The 26,079-nt window shown below is 69.0% G+C and carries 28 protein-coding genes; 17 read left to right on the plus strand and 11 right to left on the minus strand.

All coding sequences use genetic code 11. The features are described from left to right. Positions 1-115: 115 nt before the first annotated feature. On the minus strand, positions 116-829 hold the full coding sequence (locus VJ693_RS23240) for an ABC transporter ATP-binding protein (RefSeq protein ID WP_324158192.1): 714 nt from the start codon (positions 827-829) through the stop codon (positions 116-118). A gap of 502 nt (positions 830-1,331) precedes the next feature. On the opposite strand from VJ693_RS23240, the gene xoxF reads away from it, so the two are divergent. The 13 genes from xoxF to VJ693_RS23305 all read left to right on the plus strand — a co-directional run bounded on the left by xoxF (position 1,332) and on the right by VJ693_RS23305 (position 12,514). Further along, positions 1,332-3,152 carry a PQQ-dependent ethylene glycol dehydrogenase XoxF gene (xoxF, locus tag VJ693_RS23245; protein WP_324158194.1) on the plus strand — a complete coding sequence of 607 codons (1,821 nt, stop codon included), beginning with the start codon at positions 1,332-1,334 and terminating at the stop codon, positions 3,150-3,152. Positions 3,153-3,288: 136 nt separating this feature from the next. After that, positions 3,289-3,693, plus strand: a complete 405-nt coding sequence (locus tag VJ693_RS23250) for a cytochrome c (protein ID WP_324158196.1) — start codon at positions 3,289-3,291, stop codon at positions 3,691-3,693. Further along, positions 3,690-4,580 (plus strand): substrate-binding domain-containing protein, encoded by an 891-nt coding sequence (locus tag VJ693_RS23255; protein ID WP_414652353.1) that lies wholly within the window; start codon positions 3,690-3,692, stop codon positions 4,578-4,580. Before VJ693_RS23250 ends, VJ693_RS23255 begins: the two co-directional genes overlap by 4 nt. 24 nt (positions 4,581-4,604) lie before the next feature. Further along, positions 4,605-5,630 carry a tetratricopeptide repeat-containing serine protease family protein gene (locus VJ693_RS23260; RefSeq protein ID WP_324158198.1) on the plus strand — a complete coding sequence of 342 codons (1,026 nt, stop codon included), beginning with the start codon at positions 4,605-4,607 and terminating at the stop codon, positions 5,628-5,630. An 81-nt stretch (positions 5,631-5,711) separates the two neighbouring features. Further along, positions 5,712-6,365, plus strand: coding sequence for a hypothetical protein (locus tag VJ693_RS23265; RefSeq protein ID WP_324158200.1), 654 nt, complete (start codon positions 5,712-5,714; stop codon positions 6,363-6,365). 58 nt (positions 6,366-6,423) lie between these two features. Beyond that, complete coding sequence (locus tag VJ693_RS23270; RefSeq protein WP_324158201.1) at positions 6,424-6,786, plus strand: hypothetical protein; 363 nt, start codon at positions 6,424-6,426, stop codon at positions 6,784-6,786. Positions 6,787-6,792: 6 nt separating this feature from the next. Next, the gene (locus VJ693_RS23275; RefSeq protein ID WP_324158203.1) at positions 6,793-7,749 is read left to right on the plus strand and encodes a quinoprotein relay system zinc metallohydrolase 2; all 957 of its coding nucleotides are present in this window, start codon (positions 6,793-6,795) and stop codon (positions 7,747-7,749) included. Beyond that, the gene (locus VJ693_RS23280; protein ID WP_324158205.1) at positions 7,746-8,588 is read left to right on the plus strand and encodes a quinoprotein dehydrogenase-associated SoxYZ-like carrier; all 843 of its coding nucleotides are present in this window, start codon (positions 7,746-7,748) and stop codon (positions 8,586-8,588) included. Before VJ693_RS23275 ends, VJ693_RS23280 begins: the two co-directional genes overlap by 4 nt. A 16-nt stretch (positions 8,589-8,604) precedes the next feature. Beyond that, positions 8,605-9,552 (plus strand): YncE family protein, encoded by a 948-nt coding sequence (locus tag VJ693_RS23285; RefSeq protein ID WP_324158207.1) that lies wholly within the window; start codon positions 8,605-8,607, stop codon positions 9,550-9,552. 53 nt (positions 9,553-9,605) lie between these two features. After that, positions 9,606-10,175 (plus strand): SRPBCC family protein, encoded by a 570-nt coding sequence (locus tag VJ693_RS23290; protein WP_324158209.1) that lies wholly within the window; start codon positions 9,606-9,608, stop codon positions 10,173-10,175. 7 nt (positions 10,176-10,182) lie between these two features. Continuing rightward, the gene (locus VJ693_RS23295) at positions 10,183-11,166 is read left to right on the plus strand and encodes an MBL fold metallo-hydrolase (RefSeq protein WP_324158211.1); all 984 of its coding nucleotides are present in this window, start codon (positions 10,183-10,185) and stop codon (positions 11,164-11,166) included. Beyond that, entirely contained in the window at positions 11,163-11,993 is an 831-nt protein-coding gene (locus VJ693_RS23300; protein WP_324158213.1) for a quinoprotein dehydrogenase-associated SoxYZ-like carrier, read from the plus strand. The genes VJ693_RS23295 and VJ693_RS23300 overlap by 4 nt, the downstream gene beginning before the upstream one ends. Further along, entirely contained in the window at positions 11,990-12,514 is a 525-nt protein-coding gene (locus VJ693_RS23305; protein ID WP_324158215.1) for a thioredoxin family protein, read from the plus strand. The genes VJ693_RS23300 and VJ693_RS23305 overlap by 4 nt, the downstream gene beginning before the upstream one ends. Positions 12,515-12,536: 22 nt before the next feature. On the opposite strand, the gene pqqE is transcribed toward VJ693_RS23305, so the two are convergent. From pqqE to pqqA, 5 genes are all read right to left on the minus strand, one after another. Further along, on the minus strand, positions 12,537-13,706 hold the full coding sequence (gene pqqE, locus VJ693_RS23310; protein WP_324158217.1) for a pyrroloquinoline quinone biosynthesis protein PqqE: 1,170 nt from the start codon (positions 13,704-13,706) through the stop codon (positions 12,537-12,539). Next, entirely contained in the window at positions 13,697-13,972 is a 276-nt protein-coding gene (pqqD, locus tag VJ693_RS23315; RefSeq protein ID WP_324158219.1) for a pyrroloquinoline quinone biosynthesis peptide chaperone PqqD, read from the minus strand. Before pqqD ends, pqqE begins: the two co-directional genes overlap by 10 nt. Next, on the minus strand, positions 13,969-14,691 hold the full coding sequence (gene pqqC / locus VJ693_RS23320; RefSeq protein ID WP_324158221.1) for a pyrroloquinoline-quinone synthase PqqC: 723 nt from the start codon (positions 14,689-14,691) through the stop codon (positions 13,969-13,971). Before pqqC ends, pqqD begins: the two co-directional genes overlap by 4 nt. A 4-nt stretch (positions 14,692-14,695) precedes the next feature. After that, positions 14,696-15,616 carry a pyrroloquinoline quinone biosynthesis protein PqqB gene (gene pqqB, locus VJ693_RS23325; protein ID WP_324158223.1) on the minus strand — a complete coding sequence of 307 codons (921 nt, stop codon included), beginning with the start codon at positions 15,614-15,616 and terminating at the stop codon, positions 14,696-14,698. 129 nt (positions 15,617-15,745) lie between these two features. After that, positions 15,746-15,820 (minus strand): pyrroloquinoline quinone precursor peptide PqqA, encoded by a 75-nt coding sequence (gene pqqA, locus VJ693_RS25740; protein ID WP_414652357.1) that lies wholly within the window; start codon positions 15,818-15,820, stop codon positions 15,746-15,748. A 175-nt stretch (positions 15,821-15,995) separates the two neighbouring features. On the opposite strand from pqqA, the gene VJ693_RS23330 reads away from it, so the two are divergent. The 3 genes from VJ693_RS23330 to VJ693_RS23340 all read left to right on the plus strand — a co-directional run bounded on the left by VJ693_RS23330 (position 15,996) and on the right by VJ693_RS23340 (position 18,747). Next, positions 15,996-17,351: a HAMP domain-containing protein gene (locus VJ693_RS23330; RefSeq protein ID WP_324158225.1), complete on the plus strand. Its 1,356-nt coding sequence runs from the start codon at positions 15,996-15,998 to the stop codon at positions 17,349-17,351. Next, positions 17,348-17,998: a response regulator transcription factor gene (locus VJ693_RS23335; protein ID WP_324158227.1), complete on the plus strand. Its 651-nt coding sequence runs from the start codon at positions 17,348-17,350 to the stop codon at positions 17,996-17,998. The genes VJ693_RS23330 and VJ693_RS23335 overlap by 4 nt, the downstream gene beginning before the upstream one ends. Positions 17,999-18,081: 83 nt before the next feature. Continuing rightward, on the plus strand, positions 18,082-18,747 hold the full coding sequence (locus VJ693_RS23340; RefSeq protein ID WP_324158229.1) for a M48 family metalloprotease: 666 nt from the start codon (positions 18,082-18,084) through the stop codon (positions 18,745-18,747). On the opposite strand, the gene VJ693_RS23345 is transcribed toward VJ693_RS23340, so the two are convergent. The 5 genes from VJ693_RS23345 to VJ693_RS23365 all read right to left on the minus strand — a co-directional run bounded on the left by VJ693_RS23345 (position 18,737) and on the right by VJ693_RS23365 (position 24,811). Continuing rightward, positions 18,737-18,973, minus strand: coding sequence for a formate dehydrogenase subunit delta (locus VJ693_RS23345; RefSeq protein WP_324158231.1), 237 nt, complete (start codon positions 18,971-18,973; stop codon positions 18,737-18,739). The two genes, VJ693_RS23340 and VJ693_RS23345, sit on opposite strands and share 11 nt — an antisense overlap. After that, the gene (gene fdhD, locus VJ693_RS23350) at positions 18,973-19,806 is read right to left on the minus strand and encodes a formate dehydrogenase accessory sulfurtransferase FdhD (protein ID WP_324158233.1); all 834 of its coding nucleotides are present in this window, start codon (positions 19,804-19,806) and stop codon (positions 18,973-18,975) included. Before fdhD ends, VJ693_RS23345 begins: the two co-directional genes overlap by 1 nt. 11 nt (positions 19,807-19,817) lie before the next feature. Further along, a complete protein-coding gene (fdhF, locus tag VJ693_RS23355) occupies positions 19,818-22,688 on the minus strand; it encodes a formate dehydrogenase subunit alpha (protein ID WP_324158235.1) in 2,871 nt (956 codons plus the stop codon). A gap of 15 nt (positions 22,689-22,703) precedes the next feature. Next, the gene (locus tag VJ693_RS23360) at positions 22,704-24,266 is read right to left on the minus strand and encodes a formate dehydrogenase beta subunit (protein WP_324158237.1); all 1,563 of its coding nucleotides are present in this window, start codon (positions 24,264-24,266) and stop codon (positions 22,704-22,706) included. A gap of 71 nt (positions 24,267-24,337) precedes the next feature. Then, positions 24,338-24,811, minus strand: coding sequence for a formate dehydrogenase subunit gamma (locus tag VJ693_RS23365; RefSeq protein ID WP_324158239.1), 474 nt, complete (start codon positions 24,809-24,811; stop codon positions 24,338-24,340). 150 nt (positions 24,812-24,961) lie between these two features. On the opposite strand from VJ693_RS23365, the gene VJ693_RS23370 reads away from it, so the two are divergent. After that, on the plus strand, positions 24,962-26,074 hold the full coding sequence (locus tag VJ693_RS23370) for a substrate-binding domain-containing protein (protein ID WP_414652358.1): 1,113 nt from the start codon (positions 24,962-24,964) through the stop codon (positions 26,072-26,074). Positions 26,075-26,079: the final 5 nt, after the last annotated feature.

Consider the following 26,079-nt stretch of genomic DNA (forward strand, 5'->3'; position numbering starts at 1 on the left):
GCCGCGCCGGGCCTGGCGGCCCAGCCCTTCGCCAGGCACAAAAGATCCACTGGACCTTTCGGGTCCGGGCTCAGCCCCCTTGAGGAAGAGGCGCCGAAGGCGCTTCGGGAGTGGCTCATGACGTTCGCTGGATGAAACCAGCCTCCAGCGTCGGCGCACCGAGCGCCTGGGTCACCTGCGCGGGGGTGCCGTCGGCCAGCAGCGTGCCGCGGTGCAGCACCAGCACGCGGTCGGCGCCCTCGGCCTCTTCGACCCAGTGCGTCGCCCACAGCACGCACACGCCGCGCTCGCGCACGTCGGCATGCAAGGCGCTCAGCAGATCGTGGCGTGATTTCGGGTCCAGCCCGACGGTGGCCTCGTCCATCAGCATCACCGAGGGCGCGTGCAGCCCGGCACGGACCAGCTCCACCTTGCGCCGGTTGCCGCCCGACAGTTCGCGCACCTTGCGCTCGAGCTCGGCAGCGAGCCCCAGGCGCGCGCAGCCTGCCTCGATGCGCTGCAGCGCGACCCGGCGCGGCAGGCCGTGCAGGTCGGCCTGGAACAGCAGGTTGCGGCGCACGCTCAGGTCGAGGTCGAGCGACACCTGCTGGAACACCACGCCGATGTGGCGCAAGGCGGCCGTGGCCGCGTGCCGCAGCGAATGCCCGGCGACTTCGACCTCGCCCTCGTCGGCGGCGAACAGGCCGGTCAGCACTTGGAACAGCGTCGACTTGCCGGCACCGTTCGGCCCGAGCAAGGCGACGAACTGGCCTGCATCGATCTGCAGCGAGAGGGATTGCAGCGCCGTGCTCTTGCCATATCGCTTGGTCAGGCCGGTCGTTTTCAGCATGGGCGGTCGTGCGGGCGCATGGGGTGTGTATGTATGTGTGTATCCATGTATGTGCGACACCGAGTTTCGAGGCTGCGGCGCACGCGGCGATCCGGGGGTTCACCCTAGGTGCAGTGAGCTCTTTGCCCTGCAACTTTCGCGCCCCTCGCGGGCGGCGCGACGATGCGCAGACATGAGCGCATCACGCCAACACGACACTGCCGCGGGCACAGTGAAACACTCTGCGCCAAAAGTGGAAGCGGTCGCGCCGCGTGTCCTTTTCGAGCCGGCCGATTCGAGGCGCCGGCAGGCCTTGAAAGCGAGGGTTTCCACGCACTTCCAGACCCCCAGGAGCCCATGAGGATTGTCAAAGAGGCACAAAAAAGCGGCACAAACGTGACGCTTGGCTAAACAACTCGATCCGGCATGGTTGTTGCGGACGGGAGCTTCCAGGCAGTGCGCATCAGGCACCAGTGGCTTGGCGTGCACGTCCTCGGAAACCCGTCTAATCCAGGAGACATCAATGAGATATTTCCGACAACCGAGCGCAGCCGTCGCAAGTGGTCTTGGGATCGCACTGCTGGCACTACCAACCTTGGTAACGGCCAACGCCGATGTTGAAAAGAACATCGCCAACTCCAAGAACTGGGCGACCCAGGCTGGTGACTTCTACAACCAGCGCTACTCGAAGCTGAACCAGATCACCAAGAGCAACGTCGGCAAGATGCAGGTCGCGTGGACCTTCTCCACCGGCGTGCTGCGCGGCCACGAGGGCTCGCCCCTCGTGATCGACGGCGTCATGTACCTGCACTCGCCCTTCCCGAACAAGGTCTTCGCGATCGACCTCGACACGCAGAAGATCCTGTGGAAGTACGAGCCCAAGCAGGATCCGGCGGTCATCCCGCAGATGTGCTGCGACACGGTCAACCGCGGCCTGGCCTTTGCCGAAGGCAAGGTCCTGCTGCAGCAGGCCGACAGCAACCTGGTGGCGCTCGACGCCAAGACCGGCAAGCTGGTGTGGAGCGTGAAGAACGGCGACCCGAAGCTGGGGGCCGTCAACACCAACGCGCCGCACGTCTTCAAGGACAAGGTCATCACCGGCATCAGCGGTGGCGAGTGGGGTGTGCGCGGCTTCCTGGCCGCCTACAACCTGAAGGACGGCAAGCTGGCCTGGAAGGGCTACAGCGTCGGCCCCGACGCCGAGATGCTGATCGACCCGAACACGACCACCACCTGGACCGACGGTGCCGTGAAGCCCGTGGGCCCGGATTCTTCGCTGAAGACCTGGAAGGGCGACCAGTGGAAGATCGGCGGCGGCACGACCTGGGGCTGGTACAGCTACGACAAGGCGCTGAACCTCGTCTACTACGGAACCGGCAACCCCTCGACCTGGAACCCGTCGCAACGCCCGGGTGACAACAAGTGGTCGATGAGCATCTGGGCCCGTGATGTCGACACCGGCAAGGTCAAGTGGGTCTACCAGATGACGCCGTTCGACGAGTGGGATTTCGACGGGATCAACGAAATGATCCTGGCCGACATCGACGTCAAGGGCAAGCCGACCAAGGCGCTGGTGCACTTCGACCGCAACGGCTTCGCCTACACGCTGGACCGCACGAACGGCGCCCTGCTGGTGGCCGAGAAGTACGACCCGAAGGTGAACTGGGCAACGCACGTGGACATGAAGACCGGCCGCCCGCAGGTCGTGTCGAAGTACTCCACGGCGCAGAACGGTCCTGACGTCAACACCAAGGGCATCTGCCCGGCGGCGTTGGGCAGCAAGGACCAGCAACCCGCCTCGTTCGACCCGAACACCAAGCTGTTCTACGTGCCGACGAACCACGTCTGCATGGACTACGAGCCGTTCAAGGTCGAATACACCGCGGGCCAGCCGTATGTGGGCGCCACGCTGTCGATGTACCCGGCCCCGGGTAGCCATGGCGGCATGGGCAACTACATCACCTGGGACGCCGGCAACGGCAAGATCGTGCAGAGCCACCCCGAGAAGTTCTCGGTGTGGAGCGGCTCGCTCAACACCGCGGGCGGCATCTCCTGCTACGGCACGCTGGAAGGCTACCTGAAGTGCGTCGATGCCAAGGACATCAACAAGGAACTGTTCAAGTTCAAGACCCCGTCCGGCATCATCGGCAACGTGTTCACCTACGAGCACAAGGGCAAGCAATACATCGGTGTGTTCTCTGGCATCGGTGGCTGGGCCGGCATCGGCATGGCCGCGGGTCTCGAGAAGGACAACGAGGGCCTGGGCGCCGTGGGTGGCTACCGGGAGCTGAACCAGTACACCGAACTCGGTGGCTCCCTGACGGTGTTCGCGCTGCCGAACTGACAACGCGAACAAGGGTCGCGCGTTGAAAGGTTCTGGCGCGACCCGATGATCGACCAAAGGGGGAGGCGCTCAGCCAGGAGCCCTCCCCCTTCCAGTTACTGGCCTCTGTACCAACCTTGTTACCTGGATTACGGACATGAAGCTTCGCTCGATAACGCTGTGCACCCTCGCCTACTTCGCCGGCACGGCCAGCGCCACAGTCAATGCCGAGGAAATCAAGACCCCGCTGTACACAGTGGAAGACGGGTACAAGGTCGATTCCGAAACCATGAAGGGTTTCCGCACCTGGCGCGCCGCCGCCTGCGACCGCTGCCACGGCGCCAACCAGGAAGGCCTGGTCGGCCCCTCGCTGGTCAACAGCCTGAAGACCTTGACCAAGGAAGAGTTCGTCACGACGGTCACGAACGGCCGGCTCGAGAAGGGCATGCAGAGCTTCGGCAACAGCCCGGTGGTGATGGAGAACATCAACCAGCTCTACGCCTACCTGAAAGGCCGCTCGGACGGCGCGATCACGCGCGCCAAGGTCGAAGAGAAGAAATGAACACCGACCGGCGGCTCGAGCAGGCGCGGCGCCGCACCGCGATCGCATCGGTGAGCGCGGTGCTGGCCCTGTCCTCGCCTCTGGCGATGGCGCAGGCCGCTGACGCGCCGGCGCCCCGCGAGGCGCTGAAGGTCTGCCAGGACCCGAACAACCTGCCCTTCTCGAACGACAACAAGGAGGGCATCGAGAACCGCATTGCCGAGTTGTTCGGCAAGGCGCTCGGGCTGCCCGTCACCTACTACTCCTACCCGCAGCGCTTTGCCTTCGTGCGCAACACGCTGCGCTTCAAGTTGCCGGGGCGCGACTACCCCTGCGACATCATGATGGGCGTGCCTGCCGGCTTCGACCAGGTGTCGGTCACCAAGCCCTACTACCGCTCGACCTACGCGCTGGTCGTCCCCAAGGGCCGCGGCCTGGACGACGTGGCCACCGCCGCCGATTTCCTGAGCCTGCCGCCCGCCAAGCTCAAGACGCTGCGCATCGGCATTTACGACCGCTCGCCGGCGTCCGACTGGCTGGCCAAGCACCAGCTGGTCGAGCAGGGCGTGCCCTACAAGATGCTCAACGCCGACCCGGCGCAGTACCCCGGCGAGATCATCGAGAAGGACCTGGCCGCCGGCAAGATCGACGTGGCCATCGTCTGGGGCCCGATCGCCGGCTTCTTCGCACAGCGCATCAAGGCCCCGCCGATGACGGTGGTGCCGCTGAAGTCCGAGCCGGGCGTCAAGTTCGACTACGAGATCGCGATGGGCGTGCGCTACGGCGAGCGCGAATGGAAGCAGCAGGTCGAAGGGCTGATCCAGTCGAAGCAGGCGGAGATCCAGGCCATCCTGAAGGAATACGGCGTGCCCTTGGTCGACGCCTCGTACGCCGCCGAGCAGAGGTAGTGCGGCACTGCATGGCAGGCGTCGATGAAGCCGCTGAGCGCCCCGAGCCTGTGCCTGGCGCTGTGGCTCGCCGCCGCGGCGCCGTGCAGCGCGGCGATCGCGCCGTCGGCCTTCGTCCAGCTCGGCGCGAGCGTGTTGCGCATCGAGGTGCTGCAATCCCGCGGTGGCTACGGGCTCGGCTCCGGCGTGGTGGTGGCCCCCGACAAGGTGGTGACCAATTGCCATGTCACGCGCGATGCCCGCGAGGTGCATGTGCTGCGCGGCGCCGCGCGCTGGCTGGCCGACGCGCAGGCCAGCGATGTGGAACACGACCTGTGCGTGCTGCGTGTGCCCACGATGACCGCCAGCACGGTTCGCCTGGGCCGCTCCGGCGGCCTGTCGATCGGCCAGGCCGTGATGGCGCTGGGCTACTCGGGCGGCATGGGCATCCAGAGCAGCGAAGGGACGATTGTTGCGCTGCACAAGCTGGACGGCAGCCAGGTCGCCCAGAGCTCGAACTGGTTCAGCTCGGGCGCCAGCGGCGGCGGCCTGTTCGACGACAAGCTGCGCCTGGTCGGCATCCTCACCTTCCGGCTGCGCGGCGGCGATGCACATTACTTCGCCGCGCCCGTCGAGTGGCTGCAGCCCCTGCTGGCCGACGAGAGCGCCTACCGCGCGGTGATGCCGGCGGGCAGCGCCAGCCGGTCGTACTGGGAACAACCCCCACAGGATCAGCCGAACTTCCTCAAGGCGGCGGTGCTCGAACACGAGTCCCGCTGGGACGAGCTGGAATCGCTGGCCTTCAACTGGACCCGTGTCGACGCGGACGACGCCGAGCCCTGGTACCTGCACGGGCTCGCGCTCGACGCGCTGCACCGCCTGCCCGAATCGCAGCGTGCGCTCGAGCGCGCGCTGGCGCTCGCGCCCGCATGGCGCGAGGCCTGGTTCCGGCTCGGCCTGGTCTACCTGCACCAGGGCCTGCGTGACCGCGCGCTGCAGGCCCAGGCCCAACTCGAGACCCTTCAATCCGACTTCGCACGCGATCTGCTGCACGCCATCGAAAGCCGCTGAATGCCCTTGCCGAAAACGAGTCTGCCCTTCACCCTGGCTGCACTGGCCCTGTGTGCTTTGACGACCCCCGCCGGCGCCGCCGTGCCCGAACCCGCTACGGCATCGGCGCCGGCGCAGACCGACAAGCAGGACTACTCGCCCGCCGAGCGGCTGCTGTTCATGTCACCGCAACTGGGCCGCGTGAAGCCGCCGCAGACCTTGCGCTATTCGTTTCGCAAGGCCGGCAGCTTCGAGCCCGGCTTCGACGACAAGGTGGCCGTGGCGTTCACCGCCGCGCCCGACGGCAGCTGTTGCGCCGCGCGCAGCGAATTCCTCAGCGGCGAGCGCCGGCTGAACCTGCCCGAGGTGCCGACCGCCGAGGGCAACCCGGTGATCCTGTACTTCCTCGAGCACGACGTGCGCGAGATGCAGCGCCTGACCAAAGGCTCGCAGAACCACTTCCGCCAGCGCATCCGCATGGCCGTCTACCAGGGCGCCGCGCTGCGCGAGCTGTCGGTGCGCTGGCGCGGGCAGGCCGTGAAGGCGACCGAGATCAGCTTCAGCCCGTTCCTCGACGACCCGAACCGGCCGAAGTACGAGAAGTTCGTGCGCAAGCAGTACCGCTTCGTGCTGTCGGAGGCCGTGCCCGGCGGCGTCTACGCCATCCGCACCGAGATCCCCTCGGGCGCCTCGAGCGACACCCAGGCCGCGCCGCTGATCGTCGAAGAGCTTCAGGCCGAGGGCGCCGAGCTCTGACCCGTCGCCGCCGGCACCCCGAGCCACCCCGATCCCACGCCCTGCACCTTCCAACACCATGAAACACCCGCTCGCCCGCTTGACGCTGTGCCTCCTGCCCCTGGGCGCCGCCGCCGACGCGCTGGCCAACGATTTCCCGACCGTCGACCGCGTGCTCTACGTGCACGAATGCATGGACGCCCACCCCGGGCCGCACTTCGAGATGGTCAACAAGTGCGCCTGTGCGCTCGATGCGCTGGCGTCCAAGCTCAGCTTCGACGACTACGTCGAGATGAGCACCGCCGCCAAAGCCACCTCGATCAGCGGTGAGCGGGGCGGCTACATCCGCGACAGCGAGGGGCTGCAAGACCAGATCAAGCGCTACCGCGGCATCAAGGCCGAGGCCGAGAAGGGGTGCTTCCTCTCGCCCGCGACACGGTAGCCCGGCATGTCACGCAGCGCCACCTCAGCCTGGCGCCGGCTGGCCCTCGGCCTGCTGGCCTGGGCGGGGTGCGCGTGGGCGCAGGCCACGGCGAGCGTGGTGCCGTTGTCGGTCTCGCAGGTGGCGCCCGGCGTGTACCTGCATGCCGGACGGCTCGAAGACTGGGTGCCCAGCAACGGCGGCGACATCGCCAACCTGAGTTTCGTGGTTGGCCGCCGCTGCGTGGCGGTGATCGACACCGGCGGCACGCCGGCCGTCGGCCAGGCGCTGCGTGCGGCGATCGAGCGCACCACGCCGCTGCCGGTGTGCTACGTGATCAACACCCACGCCCACCCCGACCACGTGCTGGGCAACAGCGCTTTCGCGGGTGGCTCCGCGCCGCCCCGCTTCGTCGCCAGCGCCCGCTTCGGCGCGGCCCTGGGCGCGCGCGAGCGCTACTTCCGCAACACCCTGCAGCGCGATTTCGCGCTGGCGCTCGGCGCCGAGCAGATCATCTTCCCGAGCGTGGCGGTGGATCAGCCGATCGAGCTCGACCTGGGCGAACGGGTGCTGCAGCTCCAGGCCTGGCCGACGGCGCACACCGACAACGACCTCACGGTCTACGACCCGGCCACGCGCACCCTGTTCCTGGCCGACCTGCTTTTCGCCGACCACATCCCGGTGCTCGACGGCAGCCTGCGCGGCTGGCTGGACGTGCTGGCGCAGATCGCACGCCGGGACGACGTCGCGCTCGCGATCCCCGGCCACGGACCGACGAGCCACCAGTGGCCGGGGGCGCTGGTGGCCGAGCAGCGCTACCTCGGCGCGCTGCTCGCCGAGACGCGCGCCGCCTTGAAGAACAAGCTGACCATCCAGCAGGCGGTCGACCGGGTCGACGCCGGCGCCGCGGGCTGGCTGCTGGCCGAGCGCTTTCACCGCCGCAACGTGACCGCGGCCTACGCCGAACTGGAGTGGGAAGAATGATCGCATCCAAGCGCCGCTGGCTCGCCCGGATGGCGGGCCTGGCCGTCGCCGGGCTGCTTGCTGCAGGCAGCGCGCAGGCGCAGCTGAAATCCGCCGACAACCCCGAGGCCAACCCGGTGTGGCAGAAGCTGCGCGCCGCCCTCTTCGCCGACCGGCCGATCAAGGCCGGCGCCGACGAGGTGGTGCAGCTCGATGCGCCGACCCGCGCGGAAGATGCCGCCGTGGTGCCGATCGCCGTGCGCACCCGGCTGCCGCCGTCGGCCACGCGACGTGTCGACAAGCTCTACCTGATCATCGACAACAACCCCACGCCGCTCGCCGCGGTCTTCCAGTTCACGCCGCAGAGCGGCCAGGCCGACATCGAGACCCGCGTCCGCGTCGACGAGTACACCCATGTGCGGGCCATCGCCGAGACGAACGACGGCCAGCTCTACATGACCACGAGGTTCGTCAAGGCCTCGGGCGGATGCTCGGCGCCGCCCGGCAAGGATGCGCAGGCCGCGCTGGCCAGCCTGGGCAAGATGCGCCTGCGGGTCGACGGCGACGTGACACGCAACAAGCCGGTGCTGGCGCAGCTGATGATCAGCCACCCGAACAACTCGGGCCTGGCAATGGACCAGTCGACCCGCCAGTACACGCCAGCCCATTTCGTGCGGAAGCTCGACATCAGCTACGCCGGCAAGCCCGTGCTGTCGGCCGAGCTCGATTTCGCGATCAGCGAGAACCCGAACTTCCGCTTCTGGTTCGTGCCCACCGGCGAGGGCGAGCTCAAGGCCGAGGTGGTCGATTCGAAGGACCTTCGATTTGAAAGCGCCCTCACGCTGCGACCCTCAAATTGAGCCGGCTCCGGCCGGCGTGCGCCGCGCGCCATGGGTGGCCGCGTGGATGCTGGCCGCGCCCCTTGCGGCGCTCGCTTCGCCGTTCGCCTACATCACCAACCAGGGCAGCCACGATGTCTCGGTGATCGACCTCGCCTCGCAGCAGGTGGTGGCCACCGTGCCGGTCGGTCGATCGCCGGCCGGCGTCGCCGCGGCCAGCGCGGTCGGCAAGGTCTTCATTTCCAACCCCGACAGCAAATCGATCTCGGTGATCGACATGCGCACGCAGAAGCAGATCGCCCAGTGGCCCGCCGGCAGCGGCCCGGTGGGCCTGGCCGCGTCGGCAGATGGCACCCGGCTCTACGCCGCCGACTGGTACGCCAACCAGTTGCTGGTGTTCGACACGCGCGACGGGCAGGCGATCGCCACGGTCGCCGTCGGCAAGGCGCCGGCCGGCGTGGCGGTGGACGCCGCCGGCACCACCGTCTTCGTGGCCGAACGCGACGACGACAGCGTGGCGGTGATCGACACCGCGCTGTGGCAGGTGCGCGCGCGGGTGCACGTCGGCTCCCACCCCTTCGCGCTGCTGCACGATGCGCCCCGCCAGCGGCTGTATGCGCTCAACGTGCAGAGCAACGACGTCTCGGTCATCGACACCCGCACGCTCGCCGTGATCGCGACCGTGCCTGTCGGCAAGGCGCCCTACGGCGCGGCGCTCGCCGATGGCGGCACGCTGTTGTACGTGACCAACCAGCATGACGACACGGTCACGGTGATCGACGCCCGGGCCCTCTCGGTGCTGCGCACGCTGACCGGCTTCGGCTACCCCGAGGGCATTGCCGCGCATAGGGGCCAGGTGTATGTCGTCAACTGGATGGACGACCGCGTCAGCGTGCTCGATGCCCGCACCGGGCAGGTCACCGCCCAGATCGCCACCGGAAGCAACAGCCGCGGCTTCGGCGCCTTCATCGGCACGCCGCCATGAGCCGTTCGATCGACACACCCTTTCCCCTCACACCCCCCAAGGAGACACTTCCCATGCTGCAACGCGTGCTTGGCCGATGGTTCGGCCGATGGACCGCCCCCGCGGTCGCACCCGCCCTGGCCCTCAGCCTGATGGCCAGCCTCGCCGGCACTGCACAAGCCCACGGCCCGACCCGCCAGAAGGTGGTCGAGCGGATCACCATCGACGCGCCGGCCGATGTCGTCTGGGCAAGGATCAAGGACTTCGGTTCGCTGAAGGACTGGCACCCGGCGGTGGCCGAGAGCCCCGCCGACAACGGCAACAACGAAGGCTCGGTGCGCACGCTCAAGCTCAAGGGCGGCGGCGAGGTGATCGAATCGCTCGAGAGCTACAACGACGCGCTGAAGAAATACAGCTACCGCGCCAAGGATGGCGGTGCGCTGCCGGTGACGAACTACACCTCCACCCTCTCGGTCAGCGACGAGGGCGGCAAGGCGCTCGTCGAGTGGCGCGGCGCCTTCTACCGCGGTTACCCGAACAACGACCCGCCGCCCGATCGCAACGACGAAGCCGCCGTCAAGGCCATCACCGGCGTGTACACGAGCGGCCTGGCCAACCTGAAGAAGCTTATCGAGACGAAGTAGGTCCGTCATGCAGGCCGGTCGCCGCTCCTTGCTCACCGCGCTGGCGCTCGCGTCGACGGCCCCCTGGCTGGCGCGCGCCCGCGCCGCCGAGCCCTCGGCCACGACCAGCACGGCGATCGAGGTCGAAGCCGGCGTCTACATGATGCAGGGTGCGCCCGGCGAAGCGAGCGCGGCCAACCTGGGCCGTGTCGGCAACGCTGGCTTCATCGTCGGCCGCGCCGGGGTGATCGCGGTCGACACCGGCACCTCGTTCCAGCATGGCGAGGCCTTGCTGCAGGCCATCGCCCAGGTGACCGACAAGCCGGTCCGGCTGGCGCTGGTCACCCACGCCCGGCAGGAGTTCCTGTTCGGCGCGGCGGCTTTCCAGGCCCGCGGCATCCCGGTGCAGATGCATCGCCGCGCGGCGCAGCTGATGGCCTCGCGCTGCGACGGGTGCCTGAAGGCGCTGCAACGCGAACTCGGCGAAGAGGCGATGCGCGGCACCACCGTGTTCCGGCCCGACGAGGTCTTCGACGATTCGCATGCGATGGACATGATCGGCCGGCCGGTGCTGGTGCAGTATCACGGGCACTCCAGCGGGCCCGGTGACATCGCGGTGTTCGACCTGCGCACCGGCACGCTGTTCGGCGGCGGCCTGATCGACCACCGGCGCATCCCCGACGTGCAGGACAGCGATCTCGAAGGCTGGAAGCGAGCGCTCGCCGGCCTGCGCACGCTGAAGCTCAGCACCGTCGTGCCGGGCCACGGGACGATGACCACGCCGGACGTGATCGACTCGGTCGAGCGCTACCTGCTGCGGCTCGAAGCGCGCGTGGCCGCGCTGCTTCGCCAGGGCGCCCCGCTGAGCGAAGTGCCCGATGCCGCGGACCTGCCCGAGTACCGGCAGTGGGACCAGTACGACACCATCCACCGGCGCAATGCCTCGATCGTCTTCTTGCGCCTGGAGCGCGCGCTGATGTTCGGCGAGCCACCAACGGGAGCCCCACGATGACCTGGCTGACCGGCCCCTTCAGCGGGGCCCTGCTGGCGATGACGCTGTCGATGCTGGCGCCGGCGCCGGTGCAGGCAGCGATCGGCGGCTTGCCCCCGCCCGCCGCCCACACCGATTCGTCGCCCCAGTGGGAGGCGCTGCGCGAGCGGCTATTCCCAGCCCGCAAGGTCGTGGCCGACGGCACCCGTGTGCAGCTGATCGTGCCGCTGCGGGCGGCCTACGGCGCCTCGGTGCCGGTCAAGGTGGTGTCGAAGCTGCCCCAGACCGCCGACCTCTACGTCAAGCGCATCTACCTGGTGATCGACAAGAACCCGTCGCCGGTGGCCGCGGTGATCGACCTGAGCACCGAGGTCGGCCAGGCCGATTTCGAGACCCGGCTGCGGGTGGACGAATACAGCCACGTGCGCGTGGTCAGCGAGCTGTCGAACGGTGAGCTGCACATGGACTCGCGCTACGTCAAGACCTCCGGCGGCTGCTCGGCACCGCCCAACCGCGACGCGCCGCAGCTGATCGGCAAGACGGTGTTCAGGCTGCCCGAGGGCGTCCACCTCGACGCGCCGACCACCGCCGATGTGACGGTCGTGCACCCGAACGACACCGGCTTCGAGCTGAACAACCAGACGGTGATGTTCATCCCGCCGCATTTCGTGCGCAGCATCAAGGTGAGCTATGGCGGGCGCAAGGTCTTCGACGCCGAGCTCGATTTCTCGGTCAGCGAGAACCCCACGCTGCGCTTCAACTTCGTGCCGCATGGGCCGGGCGAATTGCGGGCCGAGGTCGAAGACTCGAAGGAAGCCCACTTCGTCGGCTCGCTGGCGGTGCCATGACGACACTACGCGCCGCCCTGGGTGCGCTGGCCGTCCTGCTGGCGGCCGCACCGGTGCTGGCCGGGGTACCCAGCGACTATTCGCCGATGGTCATCGCGCCGCGCGGCCCGCCGGCGCACCGCGAGTTCGACCTGAGCGCCGCGCTGCAACGGTCGCGGCACGAGAAAAAGCCGCTGTACGTCTACCTCGGCGCGAGCGACTGCCGCTACTGCCGCCGGTACGAGGCCTTCCTCGCGACGAACGCGCGCGAGCTGGTGCCGCATTTCTCGGGCTACATCGTCGTCGACCTGCGCAGTGAGCTGTCGGTCCAGGCCGACACGCTGTACTTCCGCATCGGCACCACCAGCCGGGCCTATGCGGATTTCCAGCGAGCCATCGGCGACCAGCGCGCCCGCCTGCTGGTCTACCCCAGCGTCTGGCTGCTCGATGCGAACGCCCGGCCGCTGATGCAGATGCCCGCCGGCACCGGCACCTTCGAAACCGTGCCGGAGCAGTTGGAAATCCTGAACCTGGTGCAGTAGGCGGCGCGGCGCCGTTTCGCGTTCAGTCGACGGCCGATGCCGGCGCGCTCAGGCGGCGCGAGTTGGCGGGGTCTCGGAACACCAATGGATGCTCGACCACCTTCGACACCGATGCAGCCTCGGTGGCCTGGCGCACGGCCTCGGTCACCAAGCCGTGGTGCGGGCTCTTCACGCACACCGGGTCGGCCGCCGCCGGGTCGTTGGCCAGCATGTAGGCCTGGCAGCGGCAGCCGCCGAGATCCTGTTCCTTGTGTTCACAGCTGGAGCAGGGCTCCTTCATCCAGCCGGTGCCGCGGTAGCGGTTGAAGCCCTCGGAGTCGAACCAGATCTCGCGCAGGCTGTGCGACTTGACGCTCGGGAAGCTCAGGCCCGGGAGCATGCGCGCGGTGTGGCACGGCAAGGCCGTGCCGTCCGGCGCGATGTTCAGGAACATGTTGCCCCAGCCGTTGACGCACTTCTTCGGTTTGCCTTCGTGGTAGTCGGGCGTGACGAAGAAGATGCGCATGCGGTCACCCAGGCGGGCGCGCCAGGCGTCGGTGGTGGCCTCGGCGCGGCGAAGCTGCTCGTGGGTGGGCAGCAGCTGGTCGCGGTTGACCATCGCCCACGAGTAGTACTGGGTGTTGGCCAGTTCCAGGTACTCGGCGCCGAGCTCGGCGGCCATGCCGATGATGCGGTCCATGTGGTCGATGTTCAGGCGGTGGATCACCACGTTCATCACCATCGGCCAGCCCTGGGCCTTGATCAGCCCGGCCACGCGGTTCTTCAGCTCGAAGGTCTTGGTGTGCGAGAGGAAGTCGTTCATCTCGCGCGTCGAATCCTGGAACGACAGCTGCACATGGTCCAGCCCGGCGACCTTCAGCGCCTCGGCACGCGCGGCCGTCAGGCCCACGCCGGACGTCAGCAGGTTGGTGTAGTAGCCCAGCCGGTGGGCCTCGGCCACGATCAGCTCGAGGTCGTCGCGCACCAGCGGCTCGCCGCCCGACAGGCCGCACTGCACCGCGCCGAGTTCACGCCCCTCGCGCAGCACGCGGAACCAGCCTTCGGTGTCGAGCTCTTCCTCCTGCCGCGCGAAGTCGACCGGGTTGTAGCAGAACACGCAGTGCAGCGGGCAGCGGTAGGTCAGCTCGGCGAGCAGCCACAGCGGCGGCCCAGGTCGCGCTGCCTGCTGCGAGACGGTCGAGTTCATGTCCATGTCAACCACCGCTGCTTGCCGGCCAGCGCGACGAAGGCGAGCACGTCCGGCTCCAGGCCGCTGGCCGAGAAGGCCTGCTCCAGGTCGGCGACGATCGCCGCCACGGTCTTCTCGCCATCGCAGCGTTTCATGATCTCGCCCGCGCTGCCGTTGAGCTTGACCATGCCTTCGGGGTAGAGCAGCACGTGGCAATCCTGCGCCGGCTCCCATTGCAGCCGGAAGCCCGGCGAGACGCGCGGCTGGATGGCCGGCGTCACTGGGCTCACGGGTTCACCCCGTAGTGCCCGGCCATCGCGTCGTTCATCACCCACAGGATGTCGAGCTTGAACTGCAGGATCTCGAGGGCGCGCTCCTGCAGCGGCCGGGTGTTGAAGTAGTCCAGCGTGACGGCCAGGCCCTGTTCGACATCGCGCCGCGCCTGGGTGACGCGGTTGCGGAAGTAGCCCAGGCCCTCGGACTCGATCCACGGGTAGTGCTCGGGCCAGGTCGCCAGGCGCTGCTTGTGGATCTCGGGGGCGAAGAGCTCGGTCAGCGACGAGCACACGGCCTCTTGCCACGGCGCACGGCGCGCGAAGTTCACGTAGGCATCGACCGCGAAGCGCAGCGCCGGCAGCACATGCCGCTGGTCGAGCACCTCCTCGCGCGTCAGGCCCACGGCCTGCGCCAGCCGCAGCCAGGCCTCGATGCCGCCCGGGTCCTTGATGCCGCCGATCTCGAAGCCGTCGTGGTCGAGGATGCGCTGGATCCAGCCGCGCCGCACCTCGCGGTCGGGGCAGTTGGACATCACCGCCGCGTCCTTGATCGGGATCGCGATCTGGTAGTAGAAGCGGTTCGCCACCCAGCCGCGCACCTGCTCGCGCGTCGCGCGGCCGGTGTTGAGCATCACGTTGAATGGGTGGTGGATGTGGTACGAGCGGCCGCGCTCGCGCAGCTGCTGTTCGAACTCGACTCGGCTCCAGGCCGCGGTGTTTTCGATGTGGCTCATGGTGTCAGGGCTTGATGCGCATACCGTCTTCGCACAATTCGATTCCTGCGCGCGTCAGCACGGCGCGCTGCTCGGAGTCTTCGTCGAGGATCGGGTTGGTGTTGTTGATGTGGATGAGCAGGCGCCGCGTGTGCTTGGGCAGCTTGGCCATCCACTCGATCATGCCGCCCTCGCCCGATTGCGGCAGGTGGCCGATCTCGCGCGCGTGCTTGCTGCTGAGGCCCAGCGCGATCATCTCGTCGTCGGTCCAGAAGGTGCCGTCGACCATCACCGCGTCGGCGCTGGCCATCGCATCGAACACCGCCGGCGTCATGACGCCGAGGCCCGGCGCGTAGAACACGCTGCGGCCGCTGCGCTGGTCGGTGATGGTGACGCCGATGTTGTCGCCCGGCGCCGGGTCGTCGCGGTGCGGCGAGTACGGCGCCGCCTTGCTCGACAAGGGCATCGCGCGAAACGACAGGCCCGCCACGCCCGGCACGCTGAAGGCACGGCCGTCGAGCTCGATGGCATGGCGCTGCACGCCGCAGAAGTGGCCGAGCACGCGCAGGATCGGGTTGCCCTGCGTGAGGTCGTCGGCGACGGCGTCGGTGCACCACAGCGGCAGCGCCGAGCCGCGCTCGCGCAGCATGAACAGGCCGGTGGCGTGGTCGATCTGCCCGTCGATCAGCACCACGCCGGCAATCGCCGTGTCGCGCAGCGCGCGGCCAGGTTGCAGCGCCGGGTTGGCGCGGATCTGCTCGAGGATGTCGGGCGAGGCGTTGAACAGCACGCCATCGGCCGAATCATCGGGCTGCACGAAGATGGACGATTGGGTGCGGGGCTTGGCGCGTACGGTACCGGCCCGCAGGCCCGCGCAGTTGCGGCAATTGCAGTTCCACTGGGGGAAGCCGCCGCCCGCCGAGGCGCCCAGGACAGTGATACGCATGGGTTGTTGGCCCCCACGCTCCCTTCCGGTCGCTGCCCCCCAAGGGGGCTCTTGCAGCAGACCGGCAGAGCCGGATCCGCGCAAGGCCCTTGATGGGTCAGCGCCAGTGAAGAGCGCGAGGACGCTATTTCAGCGTGCCGAAATGTAGAGGGTGATTTCGAAGCCGAAACGGTAGTCGACCGCGGTGGGGGTTTGCCATTGCATGAGGGGGTCTCCTTGACAGGGTCTCACGACCGCCGGTCGGCGGCCGCGGGGACAGCGAAGTCCCGTGACGCATGGTCGCTCGACCCTGCCGCACACTCCAGCCGTGTCATCATGAATCGCACTTCATGATTTTCATGAGAGTGCCTAGGGTATCGGTGGGTACCATCGGGCTGCAATGAACCTCCGACTCAAGATCAACCTGATCGTCGGTGTGCTCACCCTGATGTTCCTGGCGATCGTGCTGGGGCTGCAGTTGCGCAGCATGCACGCCTCGGTACGCGAAGAGGTGGTGGCCGCCAACCGGGTGACCGCCCAGTTGCTCGACCGCACCGTGTGGCTCTACGCGGCGCAAGGAACGAGCGGCATGCTGGCCTTCCTGCAAGGCGTCGGGCGGGTGCGCTCGAACGACATCATGCTGCTGGACACCCGGGGTGCCGAGCTCTACCACTCGCCGCCGTCGGAGTACAAGGCCGGCCGCGACGCACCCGGCTGGTTCACCCAGCTGATCGCGCCGTCCCAGGCCGAGCGGTCGATCGCCTTCCCGGACGGCAAGCTGATCGTGCGCTCCAACGCCTCGCGTGCGGTGCTCGATGCGTGGGACGAAGCCGTCGTGCTGTGCCTGTCGGCGGTGGCCCTGCTGGTGGCCGTCAACGGCGGCGTGTTCTGGCTCGTGGGGCGCACGGTGCGGCCATTCGGCCAGATCGTCGAGGCGCTGAACCGGCTGCAGACCGGCCGCTTCGACGTGAGCCTGCCGCCCCTGCCCGGCACCGAGGCCGCCGCGATCGGCGCGGCCTTCAACCGCATGGTCGGCGAGCTGCAGCAACACATCGAGGCCGAACGGCGCGCGGCGCGCGCGGAGATGGAGCTGAACGACAAGCGCGAACTGTCGCGCTGGGTCGATCGCCATGTCGAGGATGAACGGCGCGTCATCGCCCGCGAGCTGCACGACGAACTCGGCCAGTCGGTGACCGCGATGCGCAGCATGGCGCTGTCGATCGCCCAGCGCATGCACGCCCTCGACCCGCAGGCCGAGCACGCCGCGCGCCTGATCGCCGAAGAGGCCTCGCATCTGTACGACGCCATGCACGGCATCATCCCGCGGCTGACGCCGCTGGTGCTCGACAGCTTCGGCCTGGCCGAGGCGCTGAACGACCTCGTCGAGCGCACGCGCCGCAGCCACGCCGGCCTGGCCATCGATGCGCAGGTGGCCCTGGCCGAGGCGCCGATCGGGGCCGACGCGGCGCTGGCCCTGTACCGCGCGGCGCAGGAAGGCGTGACCAACGCCCTGCGCCACGGCCAGGCCAGCCGGGTCGCGCTGGCGGTCGATTACGACGGCGCCGAGGTCGTGCTCACGGTGACCGACAACGGCCGGGGCCTGCCGCCCGGCTGGCCGGCGCACGACGGGCACTATGGCCTGCGCTGGCTGGCCGAGCGGCTCCAGGGCCTCGGTGGCCGTTTCAGCATTTCGCCTGCCGCCCCCCAGGGTGTGCAGCTCCAGGTCCACTTGCCGGTTCCGGCGGCTGCCCCATGATCCGAGTGATGCTCGTCGACGACCATGCGCTGGTGCGCATGGGTTTTCGCATGCTGCTGGCCGATGCCCAGGTCGAGGTGGTGGCCGAGGCCGACAGCGGCGAGCAGGCCTGCGCCGAGTACCCCCGGGCCAAGCCGGACGTGGTCATCCTCGACATCTCGATGCCCGGCATGGGCGGCCTCGAGGCGGTGCGCCGGCTGTTGGCGCAAGACCCCAAGGCCAGGGTGCTGGTGCTGTCGGCCCACGAGGACACCGCCCACCCGCGGCGCGTGCTGCGCGCCGGGGCCCTGGGCTACCTGACCAAGCGCAGCGCGCCGGACGCGCTGATCGCCGCCGTCACCGCGGTGGCGGCCAACAAGGCCTATGTCGACCCGCAGACCGCCCAGGCGCTGGCCATGGCCCAGGTGCGCGGCGAGACCAGCCCGGCCGAGGCCCTGAGCGAGCGCGAGTTCTCGGTCTTCGTGCAGTTGGCCCGGGGCTTGAGCGTGGCCCAGATCGCCGAGAACCTGAAGCTGTCGCCCAGCACCGTGGGCACGCACCTGTACCACGTGAAGCAGAAGCTCGGCACCGCCAACCAGTCGGAGCTGACCTTGGTCGCCTTGAACTGGGGGCTGATCGAAGGCAACCCGGGTTCCCAGCCGCGCTAGGACTTACCCTCAGTTCCGGCACGCTTGTTGCCGAAGAAGCCTGCATGGTGGGTGATGGAGCGCCCAGTGTGCGGAGATGCAGCATGAGATGGTTGATTTTGGTGCTGGCGCTGGCGACCGCGGGCCCAGCGTGGTGCGAGGACATCGTCGATGTTCTGCGGCGCTCGCAGGACATGCGGCTGGCCTCGATGGCGGCGGCCGAGCCGGACAGCGCCGAGGCGCAGACCATCCTCGCCAGCTTCGATGCCTTGCGCCGAGCGCTGCCGCCCGGCAGCCCCGAGGTGGCGCTGCACGTCATCCGCGGCCCGGTGATGGCCGAGACTCTGCACGGCCACGTCGTGGTGGCCAACGAGCAGCTGGCCGGGCTGCCTGAAGACGTGCGGCTTTTCATCCTCGCCCACGAGATGGGGCACGTCATGCAGGGCCACTGGCGGCAGATGGTCATGCTCTACCAGAAGTGGGTGCCGGGCGAGGTGACGCGCGAGCGCACCGACCCCGTCAACGCCCGCTTGCAGCGCGACGCGTCGAGCCTGGCCCACCAGCAGGAGTACCAGGCCGACGCCTTCGCCGCACAGACCCTGCAGGCCATGGGCCGCTGCCGGCCGCAGGCCGAGGCGGGCGGCCTGAGCTGCCACGACGAGATGCTGACGGTCTTCCAGCAGCAAGGCAGCGCGGGCGACACGCTCACCCACCCCAGCGCCGGCAAGCGACTCGCCGCGCTGCGGGCGCATGCCTACTTCACGCCGTGACCGGCTCCAGGCTGGCGCGGTACGCGTCGATCGCCGACCGAACGATCTCGCTCAGCCCGGCGCCCTTCGCCTCGTCGACGTGCGCGAGCAGCTCGCGCCGCATGCGCGGCTCCCAGTAGCGCTGGATGTGCAGCGCGATGCCTTCGATGGCCTCGGTACGGTCGGGCATGGCTTCGAAGAAGCTGCCGATGCGGTTGGCCATCTGGACCAGGTTGTCGGCATCCATCAGTGCGTCGCCCCCATCGTCTCGTCGAGCAGCACGCGCTGCGGGTGGGTGTAGATCACCAGGTCGTCGCCACGCACCAGGCCCACCAGGCACAGCCCGGCCTCGTGCGCGGCCTGCACGGCCAGGTGGGTCGGCGCCGAAACGGCCGCCACGAGGCGGGCACCGGCCACGCAGGCCTTGTGCACCATCTCCACACTGGCGCGGCTGGTGATGGCGATGAAGCCGTCGACCAGCGCCGGCTCGCCCGCGGCGGCGCCGATCAGCTTGTCCAGCGCGTTGTGCCGTCCGACGTCCTCGCGCAGCAGCTGCACCTGGCCGTCGGCAGCGCACCAGGCGGCCGCGTGCACGGCGCCGGTGGCCAGGCACAGGGTCTGCAAGGAGCGCAGCGAGCGCACGGCCCGGCTGATGTGCGTGGCACACAGCGCCGGGCCTGCGGCCACCAGCGGCAGCGGGCGGTGCACCTGCGCCAGGCTCTCGGCGCCGCACAGGCCGCAGCCGGTGCGGCCGACGAGCGCACGCCGCCGCTCCTTCAGCCGCGCCAGGCTGCGCGACGAAACCTCGATCTGCAGGGTGACCCCGGCAGCACTGTGCTCGACCTCGCAGCCGTAGACATCGCAGACGCTGTCGACGATGCCCTCGCTCAGCGCGAAGCCGAGCGCGAAGTCTTCCAGGTCGAGCGGGCTGGCCAGCATCACCGCATGCGAGATGCCGTTGAAGGCCAGCGCGACCGGCACCTCCTCGACGAGCTGATCGTCGAGCTCGCTGCGCCGGCCGTCGCGCCAGCGCACCACCGCGGCGTGGCGCACCCCTTCGGGCGAAGCGAAAGAAGGCATGTCGCAGAGCTTCATTTGGCCACCACCGTTTCCACTGGAGCTGCGCGGCGCGCCTCGAGCAGCTCGTTCTGCACCTGGTTGAACCGGCTGTACTCGCGCTGCCACTGCGACGGCTGCTGCACCGGCATCACCTGCACCGCCGTCACCTTGTACTCGGGGCAGTTGGTGGCCCAGTCGGAGCTGTTGGTGGTGATCACGTTGGCGCCCGATTCGGGGAAGTGGAAGGTCGTGTAGACGACCCCCGGCTGCATGCGCTCGCTGACCAGCGCGCGCAGCACCGTGTCGCCGGCGCGGCTGGCGATGCCGACCCAGTCGCCGTCCTTGATGCCGCGCTCCTCGGCGTCGTGCGGGTGGATCTCGAGCCGGTCCTCGCTGTGCCAGCGGTTGTTCTCGGTGCGCCGCGTCTGCGCGCCGACGTTGTATTGCGACAGGATGCGCCCGGTCGTGAGGATCAGCGGGAATCGGCGCGTGACCTTCTCGTCGGTCGCCACGTACTGCGTGATGATGAACTTGCCCTTGCCGCGCACGAAACGGTCGATGTGCATCGTCGGCGTGCCCTCGGGCGCGTCGTCGTTGCAGGGCCACTGGATGCTGCCGAGCCGGTCGATCTTGTCGAAGCTCACGCCCGAGAAGGTCGGCGTCAGCGCGGCGATCTCGGCCATGATCTCGCCCGGGTCGCGGTAGCTCATCGGGTAGCCCAGCGCGTTCGACAGCGCTTGAGTGACCTCCCAGTCGGCATAGCCGGCCTTGGGCGGCATGACCTTGCGCACCCGCGAGATGCGGCGCTCGGCGTTGGTGAAGGTACCGTCCTTCTCGAGGAAGCTGGAGCCGGGCAGGAAGACGTGCGCGTACTTCGCGGTCTCGTTCAGGAACAGGTCCTGCACGACGACGCACTCCATCGCCATCATCGCCTCGGCCACGTGCTGCGTGTTGGGGTCGGACTGCACGATGTCCTCGCCCTCGCAGTACAGGCCCTTGAAGCTGCCCGACAGCGCCGCGTCGAACATGTTCGGGATGCGCAGGCCCGGCTCGGGCTGAATCGGCACGCCCCAGGCGCCCTCGAACAGCGCGCGGGTGCTGCTGTCGGACACATGGCGGTAGCCCGGCAGCTCGTGCGGGAACGAGCCCATGTCGCACGAGCCCTGCACGTTGTTCTGGCCGCGCAGCGGGTTCACGCCCACGCCCTCGCGGCCGACGTTGCCAGTGGCCATGGCCAGGTTGGCGATGCCCATCACGGTGGTCGAGCCCTGGCTGTGCTCGGTGACGCCCAGGCCGTAGTAGATCGCAGCATTGCCGCCGGTGGCGAACAGCCGCGCCGCGGCGCGCGCCTCGGCGGCCGGCACGCCGGTGATGGCCTCGGTGGCCTCCGGCGAGTTCTCGGGCCGGGCGACGAACTCCTTCCACTCGCGGTAGGACTTCAGGTCGCAACGCTCGTCGATGTAGTCTTCAGCCAGCAGGCCTTCGGTGACGACCACATGCGCCAGCGCGGTGATCATCGCCACGTTCGTGCCCGGCCGCAGCTGCAGGTGATGCGCGGCGCGGATGTGCGGCGACTTCACCAGGTCGATGCGGCGCGGGTCGATCACGATCAGCTTCGCGCCCTGGCGCAGCCGCTTCTTCAGGCGCGACGCGAACACCGGGTGGCCGTCGGTCGGGTTGGCGCCCATCACGAGAACGACATCGGCCTTCTCGACCGACTTGAAGGTCTGCGTTCCGGCCGATTCACCCAGCGTCTGCTTCAGGCCGTAGCCCGTGGGCGAGTGGCACACGCGGGCGCAGGTGTCGACGTTGTTGTTGCCGAAGGCCGCGCGGACCAGCTTCTGAACGAGGTAGGTCTCCTCATTGGTGCAACGCGACGAGGTGATGCCGCCGATCGCGTCGCGCCCGTGCTGGGCCTGGATGCGCTTGAACTCGCTGGCGGCGTACTGGATGGCCTCGTCCCAGCTCACCACCGTCCACGGGTCGGTGATCTTCTTGCGGATCATCGGCGTGGTGATGCGGTCCTTGTGGGTCGCGTAGCCCCAGGCGAAACGGCCCTTGACGCAGGAGTGGCCCTCGTTCGCAGCGCCGTCCTTCCAGGGCACCATGCGCACGACCTCGCTGCCCTTCATCTCGGCCTTGAAGCCGCAACCCACGCCGCAGTAGGCGCAGGTGGTCGTCACGCTGTGCTCGGCCTGGCCCAGCCAGATGACCGACTTCTCCTGCAGCGTCGCGGTCGGGCAGGCCTGCACGCAGGCGCCGCAGCTCACGCACTCGGAATCCATGAAGGCCTGGTCCTGGCCCGGCGAGACGCGCGATTCGAAACCGCGCCCGCTGATGGTCAGCGCAAACGTGCCCTGCGTCTCCTCGCAGGCCCGCACGCAGCGGTTGCAGACGATGCACTTGCTCGCGTCGTAGGTGAAGTACGGGTTGGACTCGTCCTTCTTCGCCTGCAGGTGGTTGGCGCCGTCGAAGCCGTAGCGCACCTCGCGCAAGCCGGTGACGCCGGCCATGTCCTGCAGCTCGCAATCGCCGTTGGCCGCGCAGGTCAGGCAATCGAGCGGGTGGTCGGAGATGTAGAGCTCCATCACGCCCTTGCGCAGCTCCTGCAGGCGCGGCGTCTGGGTGCGCACTTTCATGCCGGCTTCGGCCGGCGTCGTGCACGAGGCCGGAAAGCCCCGGCGGCCCTCGATCTCCACCAGGCACAGCCGGCACGAACCGAAAGGCTCGAGGCTGTCGGTGGCGCACAGCTTGGGCACCATCACGCCTGCGTCGGTGGCCGCGCGCATCAGCGAGGTGCCCTTGGGCACGGTGACGAGCTGGCCGTCAATCTCGAGCGTGACCTCTTCGGCCGATTCGCGCTTGGGGGTGCCGCGATCGATGTCGTGCAGGGAATCGTGCATGTTGGCTCCGGTAGGTCAGGCGGCTTCGCGGTCGGGCGTCTCGATCCCGAAATCCTGGGGATAGTGGTTCAGCGCGGACAACACCGGGAACGGCGTCATGCCGCCCATCGCGCACAGCGAGCCGTGGACCATCGTGTCGCACAGGTCGCGCAGCAGCTTCACCTGCTGCACCCGGTTCTGGTTCGACGTGATCTTGTCGATCACCTCCACCCCGCGGGTCGAGCCGATGCGGCACGGGGTGCACTTGCCGCAGCTTTCGATGGCGCAGAACTCCATCGCGTAGCGGGCCAGCTTCGAGAGATCGGCCGTGTCGTCGTGCGCGACGATGCCGCCGTGGCCGACGGTGGCGCCGACCGCCGCGTAGGCCTCGTAGTCGAGCGGAACATCCCACTGCGATTCGGGCACGTAGGCGCCCAGGGGCCCGCCGACCTGCACGGCCTTGATCGGCCGGCCGGTCGCGCTACCGCCGCCGTAGTCGAACAGCAGCTCGCGCAAGGTCACACCGAAGGCGCGCTCGACCAGACCGCCGCGCTTGATGTTGCCGGCCAGCTGCATCGGCAGCGTGCCGCGCGAGCGGCCCTGGCCGTAGTCTCGGTAGTGCGCGGCACCACGCGCCATCACGATCGGCACGCTGGCGAAGGTGATCACGTTGTTGATGACCGTCGGCTGGCCGAACAGGCCCTCGATCGCCGGCAGCGGCGGCTTGGCGCGCACCACGCCGCGCCGGCCCTCGATGCTTTCGAGCAGCGCGGTTTCCTCGCCGCAGACGTAGGAGCCCGCGCCGACGCGCACCTCGAGCTCGAAGGCGCGACCCGAGCCGAGCACGTCGGGGCCGAGGTAGCCGGCGCGGCGGGCGATGCCGATCGCCTCGTTCAGCGTCGCGATGGCATGCGGGTATTCGGATCGGACGTAGACGTAGCCACGCGTGGCGCCCACGGCCAGGCCGGCGATCGTCATGCCCTCGATCAGCATGAAGGGGTCGCCCTCCATCGTCATGCGGTCGGAGTAGGTGCCGGAGTCGCCCTCGTCGGCATTGCAGACGATGTACTTCTGTGCCGCCTCGGTGGCGAGCACGGTCTTCCACTTGATGCCCGTCGGGAAGGCGGCGCCGCCGCGCCCGCGCAGGCCCGAGTCGAGCACCTGCTGCACCACCGCCGCCGGCTCGGCCGCGATCGCGCGGCGCAGGCCGGCGAAGCCTTCGTGCGCCTCGTAGTCGGCGATCGACAGCGGGTCGGTGATCCCCATGCGGGCGAAGGTCAGGCGCTGCTGCGTCGCGAGGTAGGGAATGGCGTCGGTCAGGCCCTGCGACAGCACATGCGCGCCGCCGCTCAGGAACCCGGCATCGAACAGCGCCGGCACATCGCCCGGCTCGACCGGGCCGTAGGCCACCCGCCCCTGCGGCGTGGCCACTTCGACCAGCGACTCCAGCCAGAACAGGCCGCGCGAGCCGTTGCGCACGATCTGCACGCCCACGCCGCGCTGCGCGGCCTCGTGCGCGATGGCTGCCGCCACCGCATCGGCCCCGACCGCCAGCGCCGCGGAATCACGCGGCACGTACACCGTCACCGGCCGGCTCATTGGTGCACCCTTGGGCCTGCGGCCCTGTCCCTCCGAGAGGGAATTCGCCTCTTCGGGCGGCCGGGCGAGGCTCATGCCGACTTCTCCGTCTCGGCCACCAGCCGGTCGAACTTCTGCGGCGTCATGCGGCCGTGCACCGCCTGGTCGATCACCACCGCCGGCGACGAGGCACACAGGCCCAGGCAGTACACCGGCTCCAACGTGAATGCGCCATCCGGCGAGCTGGTGTGCGGCGCGCAACCAAGCCGCTGCCGCACGTGGGCCATCAGCGCCGGCGCCCCCATCGCCTGGCAGGCCTCGGCCTGGCACACCTGCACCACGCAGCGCCCGGCGGGCTGGCTGCGAAAGTGCGGGTAGTAGCTGATCGTGCCGTGCACCTCGGCGCGCGACAGATTGAACGCTTCAGCGATCGCCCCCACCGAATCGGGCGGGATGTGACCCAGCGCCTCCTGGATCGCATGCAGCGCCGGCAGCAAGCCGCCGGGCGTGGCCTGGTGCGCGGCCGCGATCCGGCGCACGCTGTCGATGTCGATCGCTTCTGCCATGGGCTGTGTCTCCAATCATGTGCCGCGGCAGGCATAAAGCAATCGCTGCCGTTGCGCCGACTGTAGGCAGCTGTTCCATTGGGCGCAATATGACAACGGCGGCGAATGCCTTATGCTGTCGACAGCCGAAGGATGACCCTGATCACCACCATGCACCGCGTCTCGATCCAGCCCCAGTGGTCCATCCGCCAGCCCGGCGGCGAAGAGTTGCCGGCCCGCGTCATCCGGCTGCTGGTCGATGTGCAGGAGCACGGCAGCCTGCTCGCCGCCTGCCGCAAGGCCCAGGTGTCCTACCGCCACGCGTGGGCGCTGATCCGCCAGGGCGAGGCGCTGTTCGGCGCACCGCTGCTGCTGATGGAGCGCGGCAAGGGCTCGCTGCTGACGCCGCTGGCCGAGAAGCTCGTCTGGGCCGACCGGCGCATCGCGGCGCGGCTGTCGCCCGTGCTGGACACGCTGGCGTCGGAGCTGGAGGTCGAGCTGCGCAGCGTGCTGATGGAGCGGCCCAGCTCGCTGCGCATCCATGCCAGCCACGGCTTTGCGGTCGCGACGCTGCATGACCGCCTCGTCGCGGCGCAGGTGCCGGTCGAGCTGAAGTACGGCGGCAGCGTCGAAGCGGTCGCGGCCCTGCACGACGGCGCCTGCGAGCTCGCGGGCTTTCACGTACCGCTGGGCGAGTTCGAGGCCCGCACCGTGGCGCACTACGCGCCCTGGCTGGAGCCAGCGAGCCGGCGCCTGATCCACGTGGCCACGCGGCGCCAGGGCCTGATGGTGGCCGCGGGCAACCCGCGCAAGGTCTACGAGGTGGCTGACCTGGCCCGCCCGGGCGTGCGCTTCATCAACCGCCAGCCCGGCTCGGGCACCCGGTTCCTGCTCGACCTGCTGCTCGAGAGGGCCGGCATCGCACCGGCCCGCATCGCCGGCTACGAGCAAGGCGAATACACGCACGCCGCGGTGGCGGCCTACGTGGCCAGCGGCATGGCCGACGTGGGCTTCGGGCTGGAGGCGCCGGCACGCCGGTTCAAGCTCGATTTCATCCCGCTGCAGACCGAGCGCTACCTGCTGCTGTGCGACGAGCGCTCGCTCGAGCTGCCGCATGTGCAGCAGGCGCTGCAGATCATGGCCAGCGACGATTTCCGGCAGACGGTGGACCGCATCTCCGGCTATGCCGCCGAAGGCGCGGGCCGGGTGATGACGCTGGCCGAGGCCTTCCCGCAGCCGGCGGCCGCCGCGGCATCGAAGCGGCGCGGCGCCAGCAGCCGCTGATCAGG

Source organism: Ideonella sp. (assembly GCF_035254525.1).
Taxonomy (GTDB): Bacteria; Pseudomonadota; Gammaproteobacteria; order Burkholderiales; family Burkholderiaceae_C; genus Ideonella.